This window comes from Streptococcus oralis (genome assembly GCF_026782125.1).
Taxonomy (GTDB): Bacteria; Bacillota; Bacilli; order Lactobacillales; family Streptococcaceae; genus Streptococcus; species Streptococcus oralis_CE.
In genome coordinates this window covers 28,071-47,913 of record NZ_JAKUVY010000001.1, presented here as the reverse complement: position 1 = coordinate 47,913, position 19,843 = coordinate 28,071, and the positions used below count along the sequence as shown (strand labels likewise).

The 19,843-nt window shown below is 39.8% G+C and carries 22 protein-coding genes, 2 tRNA genes and 1 pseudogene; 14 read left to right on the top strand and 11 right to left on the bottom strand.

The window, feature by feature from the left end:
• Window positions 1-28 precede the first annotated feature (28 nt).
• From MK385_RS00305 to MK385_RS00290, 4 genes are all read left to right on the top strand, one after another.
• Complete coding sequence (locus MK385_RS00305; RefSeq protein ID WP_042768540.1) at window positions 29-1,300, top strand: replication-associated recombination protein A; 1,272 nt, start codon at window positions 29-31, stop codon at window positions 1,298-1,300.
• A gap of 263 nt (window positions 1,301-1,563) precedes the next feature.
• Window positions 1,564-1,636, top strand: a tRNA-Lys gene (locus MK385_RS00300).
• A 359-nt stretch (window positions 1,637-1,995) separates the two neighbouring features.
• Window positions 1,996-2,511, top strand: coding sequence for a DUF308 domain-containing protein (locus MK385_RS00295; RefSeq protein WP_206283993.1), 516 nt, complete (start codon window positions 1,996-1,998; stop codon window positions 2,509-2,511).
• 62 nt (window positions 2,512-2,573) lie between these two features.
• Window positions 2,574-2,646, top strand: a tRNA-Lys gene (locus tag MK385_RS00290).
• Between the two features lie 140 nt (window positions 2,647-2,786).
• On the opposite strand, the gene MK385_RS00285 is transcribed toward MK385_RS00290, so the two are convergent.
• Window positions 2,787-3,875, bottom strand: coding sequence for an AI-2E family transporter (locus MK385_RS00285; RefSeq protein ID WP_033676486.1), 1,089 nt, complete (start codon window positions 3,873-3,875; stop codon window positions 2,787-2,789).
• A gap of 9 nt (window positions 3,876-3,884) precedes the next feature.
• Window positions 3,885-5,174 carry a DUF308 domain-containing protein gene (locus MK385_RS00280; RefSeq protein ID WP_206283994.1) on the bottom strand — a complete coding sequence of 430 codons (1,290 nt, stop codon included), beginning with the start codon at window positions 5,172-5,174 and terminating at the stop codon, window positions 3,885-3,887.
• A 656-nt stretch (window positions 5,175-5,830) separates the two neighbouring features.
• Here MK385_RS00280 and MK385_RS00275 point away from each other — a divergent pair.
• The 4 genes from MK385_RS00275 (at window position 5,831) to MK385_RS00260 (ending at window position 9,062) form a co-directional block, all read left to right on the top strand.
• Entirely contained in the window at window positions 5,831-6,262 is a 432-nt protein-coding gene (locus tag MK385_RS00275) for an Rrf2 family transcriptional regulator (RefSeq protein ID WP_060955225.1), read from the top strand.
• Between the two features lie 77 nt (window positions 6,263-6,339).
• The gene (locus MK385_RS00270; protein ID WP_206283995.1) at window positions 6,340-7,344 is read left to right on the top strand and encodes an NADP-dependent oxidoreductase; all 1,005 of its coding nucleotides are present in this window, start codon (window positions 6,340-6,342) and stop codon (window positions 7,342-7,344) included.
• Window positions 7,345-7,357: 13 nt separating this feature from the next.
• Window positions 7,358-8,194 carry an alpha/beta fold hydrolase gene (locus tag MK385_RS00265; RefSeq protein ID WP_206283996.1) on the top strand — a complete coding sequence of 279 codons (837 nt, stop codon included), beginning with the start codon at window positions 7,358-7,360 and terminating at the stop codon, window positions 8,192-8,194.
• Between the two features lies 1 nt (window position 8,195).
• Window positions 8,196-9,062 carry an SDR family NAD(P)-dependent oxidoreductase gene (locus tag MK385_RS00260; RefSeq protein WP_206283997.1) on the top strand — a complete coding sequence of 289 codons (867 nt, stop codon included), beginning with the start codon at window positions 8,196-8,198 and terminating at the stop codon, window positions 9,060-9,062.
• Between the two features lie 137 nt (window positions 9,063-9,199).
• On the opposite strand, the gene MK385_RS00255 is transcribed toward MK385_RS00260, so the two are convergent.
• A complete protein-coding gene (locus MK385_RS00255; protein WP_268724952.1) occupies window positions 9,200-10,681 on the bottom strand; it encodes a M protein trans-acting positive regulator PRD domain-containing protein in 1,482 nt (493 codons plus the stop codon).
• Window positions 10,682-11,005: 324 nt separating this feature from the next.
• Between MK385_RS00255 and MK385_RS00250 the strand changes: the two genes are divergently transcribed.
• The 5 genes from MK385_RS00250 (at window position 11,006) to MK385_RS00230 (ending at window position 12,927) form a co-directional block, all read left to right on the top strand.
• Window positions 11,006-11,242, top strand: coding sequence for a GlsB/YeaQ/YmgE family stress response membrane protein (locus tag MK385_RS00250; protein ID WP_042768735.1), 237 nt, complete (start codon window positions 11,006-11,008; stop codon window positions 11,240-11,242).
• Window positions 11,243-11,341: 99 nt separating this feature from the next.
• Window positions 11,342-11,905, top strand: coding sequence for an alkaline shock response membrane anchor protein AmaP (amaP, locus tag MK385_RS00245; RefSeq protein WP_000045617.1), 564 nt, complete (start codon window positions 11,342-11,344; stop codon window positions 11,903-11,905).
• 10 nt (window positions 11,906-11,915) lie between these two features.
• Window positions 11,916-12,086 carry a DUF2273 domain-containing protein gene (locus tag MK385_RS00240; protein ID WP_000454669.1) on the top strand — a complete coding sequence of 57 codons (171 nt, stop codon included), beginning with the start codon at window positions 11,916-11,918 and terminating at the stop codon, window positions 12,084-12,086.
• A gap of 11 nt (window positions 12,087-12,097) precedes the next feature.
• Window positions 12,098-12,682 carry an Asp23/Gls24 family envelope stress response protein gene (locus tag MK385_RS00235; protein WP_000072931.1) on the top strand — a complete coding sequence of 195 codons (585 nt, stop codon included), beginning with the start codon at window positions 12,098-12,100 and terminating at the stop codon, window positions 12,680-12,682.
• Window positions 12,683-12,723: 41 nt separating this feature from the next.
• A complete protein-coding gene (locus MK385_RS00230) occupies window positions 12,724-12,927 on the top strand; it encodes a CsbD family protein (protein ID WP_000102421.1) in 204 nt (67 codons plus the stop codon).
• A gap of 217 nt (window positions 12,928-13,144) precedes the next feature.
• Here MK385_RS00230 and MK385_RS00225 read toward each other — a convergent pair whose 3' ends face one another.
• The 3 genes and pseudogenes from MK385_RS00225 to MK385_RS00215 all read right to left on the bottom strand — a co-directional run bounded on the left by MK385_RS00225 (window position 13,145) and on the right by MK385_RS00215 (window position 14,817).
• Window positions 13,145-13,666: a hypothetical protein gene (locus MK385_RS00225; RefSeq protein ID WP_268724951.1), complete on the bottom strand. Its 522-nt coding sequence runs from the start codon at window positions 13,664-13,666 to the stop codon at window positions 13,145-13,147.
• 69 nt (window positions 13,667-13,735) lie between these two features.
• Window positions 13,736-14,265, bottom strand: a pseudogene (locus MK385_RS00220) (thiol-disulfide isomerase).
• Window positions 14,266-14,361: 96 nt separating this feature from the next.
• Window positions 14,362-14,817 (bottom strand): GNAT family N-acetyltransferase, encoded by a 456-nt coding sequence (locus MK385_RS00215; protein ID WP_000155398.1) that lies wholly within the window; start codon window positions 14,815-14,817, stop codon window positions 14,362-14,364.
• 69 nt (window positions 14,818-14,886) lie between these two features.
• Here MK385_RS00215 and MK385_RS00210 point away from each other — a divergent pair, with 69 nt between their 5' ends.
• Entirely contained in the window at window positions 14,887-15,546 is a 660-nt protein-coding gene (locus MK385_RS00210; RefSeq protein WP_268724950.1) for a prepilin peptidase, read from the top strand.
• On the opposite strand, the gene trpA is transcribed toward MK385_RS00210, so the two are convergent.
• From trpA to trpD, 5 genes are read right to left on the bottom strand one after another with little or no spacing between them, the layout of a single operon-like run.
• A complete protein-coding gene (gene trpA / locus MK385_RS00205) occupies window positions 15,518-16,294 on the bottom strand; it encodes a tryptophan synthase subunit alpha (RefSeq protein WP_001127033.1) in 777 nt (258 codons plus the stop codon). The genes MK385_RS00210 and trpA overlap by 29 nt on opposite strands.
• A complete protein-coding gene (gene trpB / locus MK385_RS00200; RefSeq protein ID WP_268724949.1) occupies window positions 16,287-17,510 on the bottom strand; it encodes a tryptophan synthase subunit beta in 1,224 nt (407 codons plus the stop codon). Before trpB ends, trpA begins: the two co-directional genes overlap by 8 nt.
• Window positions 17,488-18,087 (bottom strand): phosphoribosylanthranilate isomerase, encoded by a 600-nt coding sequence (locus tag MK385_RS00195; RefSeq protein WP_268724948.1) that lies wholly within the window; start codon window positions 18,085-18,087, stop codon window positions 17,488-17,490. Before MK385_RS00195 ends, trpB begins: the two co-directional genes overlap by 23 nt.
• Window positions 18,074-18,841, bottom strand: coding sequence for an indole-3-glycerol phosphate synthase TrpC (gene trpC / locus MK385_RS00190; RefSeq protein WP_000076509.1), 768 nt, complete (start codon window positions 18,839-18,841; stop codon window positions 18,074-18,076). The genes MK385_RS00195 and trpC overlap by 14 nt, the downstream gene beginning before the upstream one ends.
• Window positions 18,838-19,842 (bottom strand): anthranilate phosphoribosyltransferase, encoded by a 1,005-nt coding sequence (gene trpD, locus MK385_RS00185; RefSeq protein ID WP_268724947.1) that lies wholly within the window; start codon window positions 19,840-19,842, stop codon window positions 18,838-18,840. The genes trpC and trpD overlap by 4 nt, the downstream gene beginning before the upstream one ends.
• Between the last annotated feature and the right edge of the window lies 1 nt (window position 19,843).

The following is a 19,843-nucleotide window of genomic DNA, read 5'->3' as shown; positions in this document are numbered from 1 at the left end:
CAGAAAATCCATGTTAGAAAGGACTGCTATGCCAGACAATCTCGCGCTTCGCATGCGCCCAAAAACCATCGACCAGGTCATTGGTCAGAAGCATCTGGTCGGACCTGGAAAAATTATCCGTCGCATGGTGGAAGCAAATCGTCTGTCCTCCATGATTCTCTACGGACCTCCAGGTATTGGAAAGACCAGTATTGCCTCTGCCATCGCTGGAACGACCAAGTATGCCTTTCGGACCTTTAATGCGACAGTCGATAGTAAAAAGCGACTGCAAGAAATCGCGGAAGAAGCTAAATTTTCAGGTGGTCTCGTTCTATTACTAGACGAAATCCATCGTCTTGACAAGACTAAGCAAGATTTTCTGCTCCCCCTCTTGGAAAGTGGTCTGGTCATCATGATTGGTGCGACGACTGAAAATCCCTTCTTTTCTGTCACTCCAGCCATTCGTAGCCGTGTTCAGATTTTTGAGTTAGAACCCTTGTCTAATCAAGATGTAAAAGGAGCGATTCAAATCGCTCTAACTGACCCTGAGCGTGGTTTTGATTTCCAAGTAGAGCTAGATGAGGATGCACTGGATTTCATCGCGACCTCTACAAATGGAGACCTGCGTTCTGCCTTTAACTCGCTGGATTTGGCTGTTCTCTCTACCCCTGAAAATGACAAGGGGATCCGCCACATCACTCTGAATATCATGGAAAATAGCCTCCAGCGGAGCTATATTACCATGGACAAGGATGGGGACGGTCACTACGATGTCCTTTCAGCCCTACAAAAGTCCATCCGTGGCTCGGATGTCGATGCCAGTCTCCACTATGCGGCCCGCTTGATTGAGGCTGGAGATTTGCCCAGTCTCGCTCGTCGTTTGACCGTCATCGCTTATGAAGATATCGGTTTGGCCAATCCTGAAGCTCAGATTCATACTGTAACTGCTCTAGATGCTGCTCAAAAGATTGGCTTCCCAGAAGCTCGCATTCTCATTGCCAATGTCGTAATTGACTTGGCCCTCTCTCCAAAATCCAACTCAGCCTATGTGGCCATGGACAAGGCCCTTGCTGACCTCAAAACATCAGGTCATTTACCTATTCCGCGCCACCTGCGCGATGGCCACTACAGTGGAAGCAAGGAACTAGGGAATGCGCAAAACTATCTCTATCCGCACAACTATCCTGGAAACTGGGTCAAGCAGGACTATCTGCCAGAAAAAATTAAAGATCAGCACTACTTCACTCCGGAAGATACTGGCAAATACGAACGGGCTTTAGCTCAACGCAAGGAAACCATTGATAAATTACGGGACTTGTGAAATCCTTTTCAAATAATTGCATTTTCCTCTTGATTTTTTTTGAAAAAGTGGTATCATATAAACATAGAAACGCTGTGGTGTACGACTTCACACTTAAGTGTTGACCGACTATTTTTTGTATTATTAGGGAAACAAAAGTCTTCTAACAGCATGTAGGCCGTCTCACACGGAAACAGCTTCAGTTAGAGCGAGTTGCCCACCTGCTTAATTGCGCGGGTTCAATACAAACCGTGAAGTTTCGGCACCAATACAGCTTTTTCTTTGCCTCCTTAGCTCAGCTGGCAGAGCAGCGGACTCTTAATCCGTGGGTCACAGGTTCGATCCCTGTAGGGGGCATCTAAATACAACAGGAAAAAGCCTTGTAAATCAAGGCTTTTTTTGCTTGTCTATAACTGATTTACCCCATCATTTGTCCCACATTTTAAATCTATCTTTTCTTTTTGAATCAAATTACATCTTTACAAATAGTGTAAAGCCAGTTACTTTTGCTTTGATGCCATACAATATTTTCATGTAGAGAAGACAAATTTTATCTTCTCTTTTTATTTTCAAAATAATAAAAACTGATTTTCTTTTCATAAATCAGACTGAAACTTCCAAATTTTCCATTTTGTTTATTGATATTTCCTCTAAAAAGGTGTATAATATTTTTATTATCAAACTATACTATACTATACTATATAGGGGGTATTGAAATGAAATTTTCTAATCGTTTATCGCTATTCCTTGCAGGAGTTATTTTTGTCCTTTTAGCACTCTTTCTATTTACAGACCCAGTAGCTAATCTTGTTGCTTACAGCTGGTGGATTTCATTTGGTTTACTGGTTGCTTCTATAGCAGCTATTTTAGGCTATTTCTCTGTACCAAAAGAGCTTCGCTCACCAGCTCATCTTTTCCAAGGGATTGTTAATCTTCTCTTAGCTCTTTACCTCGTTGCCTATGGCTTTGTGACGCTGCCAGTTGTCATTCCAACTATTTTAGGAATTTGGTTAATTGTAGAAGCCATTATAGTTTTCTTTAAAGGCAATCGTCTGGGATTGATTTTCCCTATTATTGGCAACCATATCATGTGGATAGCGTTGCTTGCATTTTTACTAGGTCTAGTGATTTTGTTCAATCCAGTAGCTACAAGTGTCTTTGTCGTTTATGTCGTTGCCTTTGCATTTTTAATTGTTGGTTTCACCTATATCCTTGATGCCTTTCGTAAATAATCTAGCTGCCATTTTGGGCATATTAAAATAGCTGGGAAGTTACATTCTCAGCTTTTTCTGTTGCCTCCTTAGCTCAGTTGGTAGAGCAGTAGACTCTTAAGCTATGGGGCGCAGGTTCGAGCCCTGCAGGGGGCACATCTAAATCAACAGAAATAAGCCTTGAAACCAAGGCTTTTTTTAACGTCTAATAGCTTTTTGTAGAAAAGTATTTAAAAATAAAAGAGAAGAGAATCTCTCACTCTCTTCTCAGTATATCTTATTAAATTTAGTTTTTCTTAATCTAGCTGATTTTCCTTTGCAACGACAAATTCCTTAACCAATCGATAGATAACAGCAAATATCGGTGTAAAGAATATCATCCCAAGTAAGCCAAAGAGATTGCCTCCAATACTAGCAGCCGCAAGCGTGAAAATAGCTGGCAAACCAATAGACTGACCTATAACTCTAGGATAAATAAGGTTTCCTTCAATCAGCTGTATAACTTGATATAGAAGAAGAGAAAGTAAGGCTTGAGTAGGACTCACTGTGAAGATAAAAATCGCTCCCACAACACAAGCAATCATAGGCCCTACATAAGGAATGAACGATAGCACTCCTGCAAAGATACCTGTCATTACTCCATAGGGTATCCCAAACACGCTGTAACCAACCGCTATCATAACTCCTATGATAACTGCTTCAATCAGCTGACTCATCAAAAATTGGTCATAAGTCTCTAGTGCTACTTGTCCAATGTAAGTCAACTTTATCACCACCTTCTCTGGAAGAAAAACTTTTAGAAGTCGACTCGTCATCGCTGCCAAATGTTCCTTACTGGATAAAAATGAAAAGGTGAAGACTATAATCAAAAAGGCATTCATCAAACTTGAAAAAATATTGCCGATATTACTAGTCAGACCTGATAAAAAACCTATCAAAGCTTGGCTAATAGAACTAGATTGTCCCTGTATGCCTGATACGATAGTTGACAACATGTCTTTGGTTACAAATTCCGAGCTGCCTAGCAATTTCCCAAGTTGAGTAAGGACTGTTGAAAGGACTGTTCCCAGCTGACTAATAGTCTGGGCTAGGGTTGGCAGCACCAAAACCAAAAGAGCAATCACGATTAAGATAAGAGCTAGGAAAACAAGTACCATGGCAATCGGACGACGCAACTCTGCCTTTACCTTCAATTTAACTAAGTACTGTTCAATTTTTTTCATAGGAACATTAAGCACAAAAGCAATAACAGCACCATAAATCAAGGTTGATATTACATCAAAGAGAGAGATTGCTCCTGATATAAAGCTCGATGCATTCAGAATTACAAGAGCAACCAGCCCTATAAAAAGTATTAACGGGGTGTATTTTTTTACTAAGTTCATAAATTCTCCTTAATAAACATGTTTAGATACGACTATACTATTTGGTTTTTCAAACTCTCGATTAAGGTAGGCTTGGTAAGTTCCTGGAGCGATAAATCCTTTGGGTGAGAGGATATCGGTGCCAGCCTGACCGACTATGGTATCAGCCAAGAGCACACAGTTTGTAGATAAGACAAAGTAGGATTTAAACTTAGATTTGATAAATTTATAAAGTTCCCCATCTGTCTCATGTCTGATTTTATAAGCGTAGGTGTAGTCTTCCTTACCATCACCTGTCATGATTTTATCTGCACTTGGCTCCCATGGAATCGTCAGTTGTTTCAATTCAGCCAACTTTTTCTGAACTGCTTTTTCCATTTCAGGCGTCAAATCTATCCCATAACCAAAAAGCGTTTTTTGACTCTCACGTTTACATAGGTCAATGTACTTGTCACGATCACAGAAATATAAGACACCATCTCCTACCATGCCAAATAAGGTCTCAGAAGACGGATCATAGTTGCCATAAGAAATAACACGGCCTTGATAGCAGATATCCACATGACCAATTGCCGAAAACAGAGAGGTCTCAGCTGTATGAACAAAAATTTCAAGCTCCGCTGTCTTACCAGACTTCACTATTCCAAGATGGATATCTTCTTCCTCATCAGCATTTTCCAGCATAAATTTGTTAATTTTTGCTAAAGTTCTTGCAGGGATGAGAGCGGCTAGGACAATAGGTAAGCTAATTCTAATGCGACGTTTGAGATGGTTTTTCCCAATTTCCCCTTCAAATAAGAAACCGTCACGGATATTGGACAGACCATAAAGGAAAAAATAAGCCCCTAAAACAAAGAGTTGAAAGACAGAATTTCCCGTAGAGGACAAAAGACTAGCTCCACCAAGAAAAACTAGTAGAATACCATCTAGTAAGAGACGAAAACGAGGTCGAATTTTGTTTTTGCGGTAGAGAAGATAGGTGACAAGATTGATAGTAGCATGAAAAATCTGATAAACTCCAATCACAAGAGCCAAAATATAAATCGGCACATCCGTCGCAAGATTGGAGCCAAGCAAATATCCCAGCACTAACAATTTAACCAGTGCAACTCCCAAGGTGTCCGTTGACTGACTTTTTTTGAAAATACGTAATACTAAATCTAAGACCGTTGCTATCCAAGCTAAAAACAGAACCAGTCGAATAACCGTTACTGGCAACCAAGTCCCCGTGACCATTAAGACAAGTCCTAGCAGAACAAACAAGAAACCCTGAACAAGTAATTTCTTACCTGTCAGACCTAAAGATAGAATTTTTTCCATATAAAAACCTTTCAACAATAAAAATTAAGCCCTTTGATTAAACTGACTGGTAAATAGCCAACGGCACAAACAGTCTGTACCAGCAAGACATAGCGATTAGCGATGACTGTAGTAAGGTCACCATCTTGTCTTATGCACTTCTAAAATTTGTTTTATTGATTCGAAAACAGAGCTTATAAAAACTAGCTAAACTTGAGAGATAAGTACAATTGAGACGAAAAAATGTCTAACCAATACTACTTGTAAAGGTAAGAAAATATTATTTCTATTCTATTAATGATTTATATACTATCTATTGTGACACAAAACTCACTATAGTTCAACATTTTACTAATTAAAAATCATAAAAGAAGTTTCAAGTCCTCATAACGCTTTGAAAAGAACAAAAAAACGGAATGAAATAACATATAATTAGATTATGAAACAAAGTTTACTAGGCACAAACTAAGATATGTTTGATCAAGCAGAGAGGGGAGATGCTGTTTCTTTAAAACAAGTTTATCTCACTATTTTTTATGAACTGCCTTTCCAGACATCTCTAATCTGATGACACTCTTCAAAAATATTTTAAAAATTTAAAACAAAAGTCTTGCTTTTCATTTTATTTGTGATATACTTGTTCTCGTATTAGATACAAGTTATCCAAAGGAGTTTATATGGATACAAAATTTTCAGTAGCCTTACATATCCTAACCATGATTAGCGAGAGCAAGGATACCTTAAGTTCACAAGCTCTGGCTGAGAGCGTCGGAACCAACGCTAGTTATATTCGTAAGGTGATTGCCTTATTGAAAAACGCTGGCTTAATTACTTCCCATCAAGGAAAAACAGGCTATCAACTCAGTAAGTCCCCAAAGGAAGTGACCTTACTTGAGATTTATTTTTCCACACAAGAAGTCAACCACATCAGCTTATTTCCCGTTCACCAAAATAGCAATCCGGATTGCCCAGTAGGGAAACATATTCAAGCTGCCATTTCGCCACTATTTGCTAGCGCTGAAGCTCAACTTGATAAGGAACTAGCCCAGCAAACCTTAGAAGATGTCATTAACAATCTTTATAAAGATGCCAAACAAAAACGAAACTGATTTGCATGCAGATCAGTTTTAAAAAGACTATGCTTGTATCTCTATCGGATACAACAAAAAATAGAAAAGGGTAGACAATGAAAGTCGCACAACATACTACTTATAACAAAAACAATATCACACTAAACATCACAGAAATCGCTAAACCAAGCATTACAGACAAACAAGTTTTGGTCAAAGTCACCGCAGCTGGTGTTAATCCTCTGGATAACATGATTTCCCGTGGTGAAGTAAAGGTGATCGTCCCTTACAAACTTCCACAAACTGCTGGAAATGAAGTGGTCGGTATCATTGAAGAGACAGGTAGACAAGTCAAAAATCTCAAAGTCGGAGACCGAGTTTTTGGGCGTTTACCACTTAATCATATTGGTGCCTTTGCAGAATACGTAGCTGTCGATAGTCAGGCTCTAGCCAAGGTTCCAGACTATCTGTCTGACGAGGAAGCCGCTGCTGTTCCTTTGACTGCCTTAACCATTATGCAAGCCTTAGAACTCATGGGGGCTCAAGCTGGCAAAACCATCTTTATCTCTGGTGGTACAGGCGGTGTCGGCGGTATGGCCATTCCGATTGCTAAGGCTAAAGGTTTGAAGGTCATTACCAATGGGGCTGGAGATAGCGCTGAGCGTGTATTGAACCTAGGAGCAGACCGCTTTATCGATTATAAAACAGAGGATTATACAAAAACTGTTAGCCAGGTTGATTATGTCCTCGATACCCTTGGTGGCGCTGAGACTGAAAAACAAATGTCTATCATGAAAAAAGGTGGTCAGCTTGTTTCCCTCCGTGCTATGCCAAATGGAGACTTTGCCAAACGCATGAATCTGCCAAAATGGAAACAGATGATTCTTGGCTTAGCCGGTCACAAATTTGATAAGATGGCTGACAAATACGGTGTACACTACCATTTTATCTTTGTAGAAAGCAACGGCGCTCAATTACAAGAGGTAGCTGACCTCTTTAGTAAATTAGAAATCAAACCCTCTATCGATACAGTTTATCCATTTGAAGAAGTGAATAGCGCCTTAGACAAGGTCGCTAATGGTCGCTCGCGTGGAAAAACAGTCCTCAGCTTTAAGAAATAAAAAGGAAAACACAATGTCATATCTTACAACTAAAAATCAATACATCACTGTCCAAGGAAATCAAATTGCCTATCGCGAACTCAGTAAAGGCAAATCAAAACTACCTCTTCTGATGCTGGTCCATTTGGCAGCAACCCTCGACAACTGGGATCCAAAACTTTTGGACTTGATTGCTGAAAAGCACCATGTGATTGTGGTCGACCTTCCTGGTGTGGGAGCCAGTCAAGGAAAAGTGGCCCCAACCATTTCTGGAATGGCTGAGCAGACGATTGCCTTTATTCAATCCCTTGGTTACGATAAAATCAATCTCCTAGGTCTTTCTATGGGAGGGATGATTGCCCAAGAAATGGTCCGAATCAAGCCTGATTTGGTCAATCGTCTCATTATAGCAGGAACAGGACCTCGAGGTGGAAAAGAGATTGATAAGGTCACAGGGAAAACATTTAACTATATGTTTAAAGCTGGACTCGAGCGCATCGATCCTAAACGCTATATCTTCTATAACCATGATGAACAAGGAAAAATCGAAGCTTTGAAAGTTCTCGGACGAATGGGAATGCGAACCAAGGAATTTGCGGACAAAGACATGAGTGTGCCTGGTTTCTTGACTCAACTCAAAGCCATTAAACGTTGGGGGAAAGATTCTCAAGACGACCTAAGATTTATCACCCAACCAACCTTAATCGTCAACGGGGACAAGGATATGCAGGTTCCAACAGAAAATTCTTATGATATGCATGAGAAAATAAAAGATAGTAAGCTGATCATCTATCCAAATGCTGGTCACGGTTCGATCTTCCAATATGCAGAGGAGTTTTCAAAAGAACTCATTGCTTTCTTGGAGGACTAATATGGTCAAAACGATTCTGATTACAGGTGCTACTGACGGTATCGGTAAACATTTGGCAAAGAAATTAGCCAGTGAAGGCCATCAGGTCATCCTCCATGGTCGCAATCCTCAAAAACTTGAGCTGGCGCTTCAAGAGGTTCGGGCCGTTTCCTTGAGAGGCAGAGTTTCGAGCTACTTGGCAGATTTTTCAAAATTAGACGATGTTTATCGATTTGTAGGGGAAATCAAGCGAGACTTTCAAAGGATCGATGTCTTGTTTAACAATGCAGGCCTGTATGCAGGAAAAGAACGAAAAGCGAGTGCTAAAAATGTCGAGTTGACTTTTATGTTATTCGTTCTCGTTCCCTATCTGTTAACAACTGAGCTAAGCCCCTTGTTAGAAAAATCGGCTGACAGCCGTGTCATTAATACTTCTTCCTATATGCATCATTTTGCCAAGGTCAAGGATTTGGACTTTGGATTTGAGAACAATTATAATCCCGGATTGGCCTATAATAATTCTAAACTTTACACTATTTGGATGACACGCTATCTAGCCAGAAAGTTCTTCTTAAGAGGTTCAAACATCACCATCAATTCTTACCATCCAGGTTTAATTTCAACCAACTTGGGGAATGATTCCTGTGATGAAAAGACGAAAAAGTCTCTCTTCGGACGCTTGATGAAGTCATTTTCAAAAGATCTAGACGAGGGAATTAAAACAGGCTACTACCTCACCTTATCAGAAGAAATTACAGGTTTGACTGGCTACTATTTTGATGAAAAAAAAGTGAAGTCAGCTTCTGAAAAAGGATATAATTTTGAAAAAGCTCAAGATTTAATCACTTACTGTGACGATAAAATCAAATTGTTTCAAACCAAACAGTGAGTAGTCTGACTCTATTTTCCTTTAATGACTAAGTAAAGGTACTTCAAAACTAGTTGATTCTCAATGTAAAAGTTCGTGTAAGGAAAGAAACATCAACAGAAAAAGCCTTGATTTCAAGGCTTTTTTGTTAATCTTAGTTACTCGTCCAATCGAATAAACATCATTGCGTTAAGCAAAGAGATGAGAGCAACTGTATTGACATTATTAGAATAGATCAGTCTCTTATTTTCAATAGGAGGAATAATAAAATTAGAAATAATGATGTCGTATGGTGATTCTTTTAGAGAATCAAGTGATAACTCTAATTCACCCCAAACCTCCAGTTCAAAATTGTTACTACAATAGTAAGAAAGTGTCTCGGCTACTGATTTTGCATGATACTGATCAAAATTACTCATGACCAAAACCTTTAATTTAGGTTGATTTTGTAAAAGATTTAGCACCAAGTGTTTGCTATGAGTGATAAAAGTATAAGACAAATGATTGACCTTCATTGAATTACGATCCATATCCAAAGTCTCTAGATAATGTTCCATCCCTTCCTTCACCTCTGAAACAAAGCGAGGGAAAATATTTTGAAAGTTTTTGATTGTATTACCTTTTTGATCAAATAAGATAAACTCTGTCGATAATTCCTGACGATGCAGATGTGCTGTATTATGCAGATGCCAAATCAGATTGTCCTTATTGTCTACTTGGAGATTATAGTCTCTTGATACCTGATCTACTAGGTCGCCCAATAACTGATACGATTTTTTTACATAGCTGTCTGTTTTTGCATGGTTGAGAAATACTTCTTCATCTATGAAAAACATTTTTTGAAAATAGGATACAAACAGTTGACCTATCACTTCTTTATTCAGAGAGATATGATATTCAGAATCAAAGCTCGCTACAATCTCTTCGATTTCTTCTGCCTCCATGAAAGATTCCAACAAATGATTGTTAAAAGAATTTTTCTCAACTTCCAAGAAATGACCAAACTTTATTCGGTATAAATTTGTTACGAGGAGTAACTTTAACATTCGTTGAGTAGCGAAATTGACTGGAAATGCAGTTTCTTTATAGACCAGTGCCAACAGCTTACATAAAGGTTCTACAGAAAAAGCTTCAAAGGGCCATTCAAGGAAATAATATTTCTCTGAAAAATACTGGGCAAAAAAGTAACGGATATCGATCTCATTCCCAGTGATTCGAACTGGATTGAGGCTAATTTCAAAACGATATTGCTTCTTAATAATTTTATTAATATGACTGATGATACGGTAAAGAGAGGAAGAACTGATATAAAACTCTTTGCAAATATTCTCTTTATCACATCCTTCATTGAAGAAGAGAAATTCTAATATTGAAAAGTGAGTTGAATGCTTAAAAAAATGATGATAGACCATTTCAATATCACTATCGTCAGTATTTATGATACGGATACCATTTGTTGAGGAATGAAATAGCAAGTCAGGAAAAGAAGATCTAACATGGGACAAGTCATCTTTTACAGAACGTTCTGCACAGTGCAATAATTCTGCTAGTTCTGAAATATGAAACCAGCGCTTGTTTTCAAATAGTAATTCTAATAATTCTAATTGTCTGTGACTTTTTTTCGATAATAAATCTCTCATGAATAGCTTTTCTCTCTTTATAATAAACTAAAGGATTGTCTTTCAATCTTCATGCAATTATACCACATGGAGTGCATTTATCCTCTTACAACGACTTTTGCTTGTCATCAAAAGACTAGTCTAATCCCTTAGAAACCCAGTAGCAACAAGATTTTCTTATTTATTTGTACCTGTGGTGTATTTTTATAATACGTAATTTAAGACAAATTATTACCCTTCCATATTTAAATATTATATAATTAATTTAATCAAAGAAATTGATTTTCTGAAATTGATTTTCTGAAATTGATTCTTTGATTTAGAAATAGAAAAGGAGGATACACTATGTTGTGGTCCATTATTGTAGGAGGTCTTATTGGTCTCGCCGCTGGTGCAATCACTAAAAAAGGTGGTTCAATGGGAATAATTGCAAATATCTTTGCAGGTCTTATCGGTTCATCTGTAGGACAATCTCTTCTCGGAAGCTGGGGACCTTCATTGGCTGGAATGGCTATTATTCCGTCAATCGTAGGTGCAGTGATTGTTGTTGCAGTCGTTTCATTTCTATTTGGTAAAAAATAAGCATTACCTAATAAGAAATTAAAAGTGATAAGCCATAATTTTGAATACTGTAGACGGGTAAAATTATGGTTTAAAGCTTTTCATTTGAAAGGATTTAATATGTCAAAATCAAAGAAAATATTGTTACTTATTTTCTGTATCTTAATCTTGACTATTTTCCTTCCTATTCTCATAGATTATCATCAGGTCAGTGATTTAGATATCCACTTATTCAGTTGGAGAGAACTCTACGCTGAATTCCTGATTGCTAGATATGTCTTTTGGGGGACACTTGTCCTATCTGTTTTAGTTTTAATTTCAATGTTAGTGATACTCTTTTATCCTAAACAATATCTAGAGATTCAATTAGAAACTCAAGAAGATACATTAAAACTAAAAAATTCAGCTATCGAAGGCTTTGTTCGATGTTTGGTTATTGATCATCAGTTGATGAAAGAACCAACGGTCCATGTAAATAGCCGCAAAAATAAATGTTTCGTTACTGTAGAAGGGAAAATTCTTCCTTCAGACAACATCTCAAATCGATGTCTAGTCATTCAGAATGAAATAACTCATGGATTAAAGCAGTTCTTTGGTATTGAACGTGAGGTAAAACTTGAAGTTAAAGTTAAAGAAGTTGAACCTCGAAAAACGACCAAAAAGACTGTTAGTCGTGTAAAGTAAGGAAGTAAAAATGGAATGGTTTAAAAAATACCAGTATCCAATCATTGCAGGTTTAGTAGGTGTCATTCTCGCTTGCTTTATCTTATCCTTTGGCTTTTTCAAAACACTCTTTGTGTTAATCTGTGGAGCCTTAGGAGCATTTGCTGGATACTATGTTAAGGAAAAATATTTAAATAAATAAAGGAGTCTCGTATGTCAAACGTAGATAAAAATGTAGAAAAAAAAGATGTCGCTGTTGTTTCTCAAGATGTTAAAGGGGAACTCACTTATGAGGATAAAGTCATCCAAAAAATCATTGGTCTTTCACTTGAAAAAGTACCTGGACTTTTGGATGTGGATGGAGGATTCTTCTCTAATCTAACAGAAAAAATTATCAATACAGATAATGTCACTCATGGTGTCAATGTTGAAGTTGGGAAAGAACAAGTTGCAGTTGACTTGAACATTGTTGTTGAATACCAAAAGAATGTTCCAGCTTTGTACAAAGAAATCAAAGATGTTGTGGTATCACAAGTTACAAAAATGACTGATCTAGAAGTTGTTGAAGTCAATGTGAATGTTGTTGATATCAAAACGAAGGAACAGCATGAAGCAGATTCAGTTAGCCTTCAAGACCGAGTAACTGACGTGGCTTCTTCAACAGGAGAATTTGCTTCAGAACAATTTGAAAAAGTGAAATCTGGTATCGGTTCAGGTGTTGCTGCTGTTCAAGAAAAAGTAGGCGAAGGTGTTGAAGCCGTTAAGGGCGAAGCAAAGGAAAATGCTCGCGTACACTAATTCATCTGGTCTAAATCAATCAATTTAAAGGAGGCAGAATCATGTCAACAGAAGAAAAATTAAACCAAGCAAAAGGTTCCATTAAAGAAGGTGTCGGCAAAATGATCGGCGATGAAAAAATGGAAAAAGAAGGAACAGCTGAAAAAGTTGTTTCTAAAGTAAAAGAAGTTGCTGAAGATGCAAAAGACGCTGTCGAAGGCGCTATTGAAGGTGTGAAAAACATGCTTCACAAAGATGAAAAATAAGGCTAAACGTTAATTGACCTTTTTATCTATAGTAGTCAAAAAGAGGACCGCAAATGTCCTCTTTTTTTGTAGATCGGATTCTAAACACGCTTCCCAATTTTCGTTAAAAGAAATTCTTAACAGGAAAGGCTCTGGTTTCAAGGCTTTTTTGCTTGTTAAAAATAATAGCTCCCTTTTTAAAGAAAGAAAATTAAAAAGCTTGCACTACTAGACTAGCTTATTTATCCACCACCTGAGCCTCAAATTGGGCTGGTTTCGTGTCCACATTGGTAATGGTTATCGTGTAGGGCTTGTTATTGGTGGCATCAAACACTTTTTCACCTTGGTAACTCACAACAACTCCATCTTTTTCTAAATAAATATCTGGTTGCTTGTTTGGAAGTTCTTCATCCTCCTTGTCGAAACCATGGCTTTTTATAATTTTTTGTTCCTCTACTCCATAATATACATCACCATTTCTCTCACTCCAAACACTAGAGCCAGTTAATTTAATTTTACTTGAATCATTTTTCTTCAAGATGAAGATTGAATAGTATTCCAAATCTTGTGTTCTGGGATTTACCCTTAAATTGACGGATTGACCTGGTTGAAGAGTGTATTTGCCATAGTTCAAAACGGAAAAGACAAGCCAGACTAGCAGCAAACTATACAAGACTCCTATAATCATTCGTGAGCGCCTACTTTTAAACAAAGGTAAAAGTAACACAAAAGAGACAATAAAGAGCAATTCTGTAAACATTTTATCCCCCCTTTCTCATCTTCGTTGACATTCTGAACAGAGTCTCGCTTCCATTTCTCACTAGTAACATCAACCATATAAAGTCTGATATATCTTATCTAGAAAAGCTTTCAACTCTTTTCGAACAATCTTTAATAGGCGTTCTTCTTCGGCTTGAGAGATGTTCACATCTTCTTTTTTTGATTACTATTATGAGAATAGTAACTACGTTTTAGGGTTAATTGATGATCTAAAATATAGTAAGCATTTATTTTTTCCTCATTTACCATTGTTTCAAATAAAACCGAGACTTCATCCCTGCCAGGATTCAACATTTTCAAATCGATGTCTCCTTTTATCCCTATGGAGTCAATTCCTCCATCCAAGCGAATGGCACCGTCGGGAGGAACAATATAGCCTGCTTTTCGCATGTCAGACGCATATTTTCCTGACGTCGTTAAATGTTTTAAGACGGCTATAGTGTCCTTTTCTTCAAAGGAAGTCTTTAATTGGAACCGTTCTTGGTAGCTTTGATACTGAAAATAAAGAGTGATACCAACAACTAAGGCAAGTACAGAAGCGAGCAAGATTCGTATTTTTCTAGTTCTCGACGTGTTTATCTCCTCTATCTAAGAAATCATAGAAGTCTTGTTTCCAACTTTGAAAGGTAACTGTTTTATCCCCGGATATCCTTGGAACTCTAACTCAAGTGACTGCTATCTACCCTTTTTCATGATGTATTTTCGTATAGGTTTTTCAACCATTTGAACGATTTCAAATCCTTCTTTTTGGTAAAGATTGTAAGCTTTTTGATTTGCCTCGTAGACATTTAGAGAGACAGTATCTATGTCTTCATTTTCAAATGCCAAACTAACAAATTTCCTTAAAGCCTGGCTACCTAAGCCTTGCCCCTGCTTCTGGGGGTTGATAAAAAATCTCCCGATATGAAGATTCCTGTCTTCTAGCCTGATTTTCTGGATAAGCCCCACAAACTCTTGTCCATCAAAGATTGAAAAGATCCCTTCCAAATCTTGCAAGACTTGAATTGTCAAGGGAAAAGGAATCATTGGTCCCATCCATTGTTCTTGAAAAGATTTGCCAAGGGAGTTGGACCATTGGCATACGAATTGAGCGTTTTCTATACTCACCTTTTCTTCAAAACGAATTGTCATATTTTCCTCACCATCTTATCTATGTTTCTCCATTATACTACTTCTCCTATTTTTTACGAATAGATAAGTATGATTGATCTTTATTTTTTTCTTGTTGGGAGCATTCTCGCTTCCTTTCTCGGTTTGGTCATTGACCGTTTCCCTGAGCAATCCATTATTCGACCAGCTAGCCACTGCGATTCCTGTCAGACTCGCTTGCGTCCCTTAGATTTGATTCCGATTATCTCTCAAGTGATTGGTCGCTTTCGCTGTCGCTACTGCAAGGTTCGCTATCCATTCTGGTATGCCCTCTTTGAATTGGGCTTGGGGTTACTTTTTCTGTCTTGGTCTTGGGGCTTTATTTCCTTGGGGCAAGTCATCCTAATCACTGCTGGCTTGACCTTGGGAATCTATGACTTTCGCCATCAGGAATATCCCTTAATGGTTTGGCTAACTTTCCACCTAATCCTCATGGCCTGCTCTGGCTGGAATCTGGTTATGGTCTTCTTTCTTACTCTTGGAATCATGGCCCATTTTATCAATATCCGCATGGGAGCAGGGGATTTTCTCTTTCTGGCTTCTTGTGCTCTCGTCTTTAGCGCGACCGAATTACTCATCTTGATCCAGTTTGCTTCTGCGGCAGGGATTTTAGCCTTTCTTTCGCAAAAGAAAAAGGAAAGACTTCCTTTTGTGCCTTTCCTCTTACTTGCTACTTGTGTGATTATTTTTGGTAAGCTACTGCTTGTTTGATAAAGTCCTCAATCGGCTCTCCCTGGTGGAGAGCTTTTACAATTTTTGAACCGACGATAACTCCATCTGACACCGCATTGAAACGTTCTACATCGACTTGACTAGATACGCCAAAGCCTGTCAAGACTGGGATGTCTGCTACTTGGTGCAATTGTGCCAGGTGCTTGTCCAAGTCTGCGCGGTAATTGCCAGATTTCCCTGTCACCCCATTGATGGCAACGGCATAGACAAAGCCTTCCGCTCCCTTGATCAACTCTTTCTGACGTTCAAGTCCTGTGGTCAAACTAACTAGGGGAATCAAGGCAATATCTGTGTCTACCAAAAAGGGCTCTATAAAGTTGGCATGCTCATGAGGCAGGTCTGGGATAATCAATCCCTTAACTGCTGTATCTGCCAAATCTTTGACAAATTTCTCCACACCGTACTGAAAGAGGGGGTTGAAGTAGGTCATGATGACCAGTGGCACCTCAGTCTGAATGGTTTTCAAGGTTTCAACCAAAGCCCGGGTAGAAGTCCCATGAGCTAGACTTCGCAAGCCTGCTTCTTCGATCACAGGTCCATCAGCAACAGGGTCTGAAAAGGGAATGCCCACTTCAATAGCTGAAACACCCAAATCTTCTAAAAAGTGGATTGTTTCAGCGAGACCATCCAAACCTTTCTCATGGTCCCCAGCCATGATATAAGGAACGAAAATTCCCTTTCCAGTCGCTTTTATAGCATTTAATTTTTCTGTTAATGTCTTAGGCATGAGCTTCTCCCTTCTTTGCTGCATCTGCTTCCAAGCGGTCTTTGACTTGAACCACATCCTTGTCCCCACGTCCAGATAGGCAGACAATCATAGACTTGTCTGGTCCAAGTTCTTTGGCCAATTTCACTGCGAAGGCGATAGCGTGGCTAGATTCCAAGGCTGGGATAATCCCTTCCACACGAGACAAGAGCTGGAATCCTTCCAAGGCTTCCTCGTCCGTCACGGGGACATAGCTGGCACGTTTGATATCGTGGTAGTGAGAATGTTCTGGACCGATACCAGGATAGTCCAAACCTGCTGAGATAGAGAAAGCTTCAAGAATTTGACCATGGGCATCTTGGAGCACATCCATGAGGGAACCGTGAAGGACACCCGGACGCCCCTTGGTCAAGGTAGCTGCATGGTGCTCTGTATCCACACCAAGTCCAGCTGCTTCAGCCCCATACATGGCTACAGACTCATCTTCTACAAAGGGATGGAAGAGACCGATGGCATTAGAACCACCACCAACACAGGCTACTAGGGCATCTGGCAAATCTTGACCTGTCAAGTCACGGTACTGTTGTTTAGCCTCTCGACCGATGACACTTTGGAAGTCACGAACGATTTCTGGGAAAGGATGTGGTCCCAAGGCAGAACCAAGGATATAGTGGGTATCATCGATGTTAGCTACCCATGAACGAAGGGCTGCATTAACTGCATCCTTGAGCACGCGCGAACCATCTGTCACGGCCTCAACCTTAGCTCCCAAAAGCTCCATACGGAAGACATTAAGGGCTTGGCGTTTGACATCTTCCTCACCCATGTAGATGGTACATTCCATGTTGAAGAGGGCTGCAGCTGTTGCAGTTGCCACACCGTGCTGACCAGCACCTGTCTCAGCAATAATTTTCTTTTTACCCATACGTTTAGCCAGAAGAACTTGTCCTAAGGCATTGTTAATCTTGTGGGCACCTGTGTGGTTGAGGTCTTCCCGTTTGAGGTAAATCTTGGCTCCACCGATATGCTGGGTCAGGTTTTTTGCATAGTAAAGAGGCGTTTCACGTCCTACATACTGGCGCAAGAGCTGGTTTAATTCCTCTTGGAAACTGGAGTCTGCCTGACTTTCACGGTAGGCTTTTTCCAATTCCAAAACTGCTGTCATCAATGTTTCTGGGACGAAACGTCCGCCGAATTTTCCGTAAAATCCATCTTTATTTGGTTCTTGATATGCCATGCTTTACACTCTCTATAAATCTTCTAATCTTTTCATGATCTTTTTGTCCATCTGTCTCCACTCCGCTTGATACATCTACTGCATAGGGAGTAAAGTGTTGAATTGCTTTTACTACATTATCTTCATTAAGCCCACCTGCGATAAAGAAGGGCTGAGCTAGTCCTGTCGTATCCAGTTGGCCCCAGTCAAAGATCTGGCCACTCCCAGCCACAGGGGCATCAAAGAGTAGATAATCTGCCTGAGAATTTGGCACATGACCATTTCTATCCACTTGCACCGCCTGAATGCTGGCACAAGGCAAATCCTCAAACAAATCATCTGCCACCTGACCATGAACTTGTACCAAGTCCAAGCCAACTTTGTCAATCGCTTTTAGCAATTCTGCCCGACTTGGTGAAACAAATACGCCAACCTTTTTTACATCGGAAGGAATGAGTTTTGCCAGCTCAGTAGCCTCTTCCAAGGTCACCTGTCTCTTACTGGGTGCGAAGACAAAACCGATGTAGTCTGCCCCTGCTGACACGGCTGTTTTCACCGCTTCTTTGGTCGATAGCCCACAAATTTTAACCTTTGTCAATCTGCAACTCCTTGATTCTCTGGGCTACATCTTCTGCCTGCATGAGAGCTGTCCCAACCAAAATTCCGTTAAAGTATGGTGCAACGCGTTTTGCATCCTTCCCTGTGAAAATAGCAGATTCAGAAATGTAATAACGATCTTCCTTAAAGTGCTGGGCCAAGTCTACACTGGTCTGCAAGTCGACTTCAAAGGTGGTCAAGTTGCGGTTGTTAACCCCAATAAACTCAGCACCCAGTCTGTGGGCCACCTCTAGTTCAGCTAGATTGTGAGTCTCCACCAAGACTTCCAGACCAAGCTCTGTCGCATAGTCGTACAGTTCTTTGAGGCGTTCTTCTGACAAGGCTGCCACAATGAGCAAGATAACTGTCGCCCCTGCATTCCGAGCTCGGATGATTTGCTTTTCATCGATGATAAAGTCCTTGTTGAGCGTTGGAATGTTTACCTGACTGGAAATCTCACGCAGATAATCCAAATGCCCTTTAAAGAAAACTTCATCTGTCAACACCGAAATCATCACTGCGCCGTTTGCTTCATAAGTCTGGGCCTGTTGCACAATATCCACATCGAGATTGATATCTCCCAGACTAGGGCTAGCCTTCTTGACCTCAGCGATTACCTGCAAACGGTCTTGATGTTGTTTTAAATAGTCAGATAAGCGATAGGTCTGGCGCAAGGGCTGGATTTCCTCCAGCTCCATTTGCTCGACTTCATGCGCCTTCTGCTCTAAAATTCGTGCTAAAAATTCCTGACTCATTTTTGGTACTCCTGTAACTGTCTAAGTTTTTCAAGGGCCTTGCCACTAGCAATGACTTCGCGAGCCAAAGCAACTCCTTCCTTGATATTATCTACCTTACCATTAGCATAGAAACCAAGACCAGCATTTAAAACTGTAGTTTCCAAGAATGGACTTGGTTCATTTTTAAGAACACTAAGCAAAATTTCTGCATTTTCCTGAGCGTTTCCTCCTCGAATGTCTTCAATAGCAATGCGTTCCATTCCTAAATTCTCTGGAGTGAAGCTTGATAAGGTGATTTCACCATTTTCAAGAAGAGCAATCTTGGTTGTTCCGTTCAAGCCAGCTTCATCTAGCCCTTCTGGTCCAGCAACCACGATAGCACGTTTGCGACCCATATTTTTCAAAACCTGAGCGGTACTTTCTAGCAGTTCTGGACGACTAATTCCAAGCAACTGTGTTTCCAAGGCCATTGGATGAATCAGTGGACCAGTCAAGTTCATAATCGTTGGAATTCCCAACTCCAAACGAGCTGGCATGATGTATTTCATTGCTGGGTGCATATTTTTAGCAAAGAGAAAAACGATTCCAGTTTTATCGAAAACCTTACCGAGTTCAGCTGGTTTGAGATCTAGGTTGATGCCCAAGGCTTGAAGGACATCTGCCGAACCCGATTTAGAAGAAATCGAGCGGTTACCGTGTTTTGCCATATGAATGCCGCCACCAGCCAAGACAAAGGCTGCAGTTGTTGAGATATTAAAGCTGAAGGACTTGTCTCCACCTGTACCACAGTTGTCCATGGCGTCATGAATCTCTGTAGGTATGTGTTGGGCATGGCCTCTCATGACTTGTGCAATGGCTGTGCGTTCTTCAGGTGTTTCCCCCTTCATCTTAAGTGCCAAGAGGAGAGAAGCAATCTGCGCTTCGGTTACACGCCCAGTTACGATACGCTCGATGACATCCGTCATTTCCACACCTGATAAATTTTCAAATTTTGCTAGTTTTTCAATAATCTCTTTCATC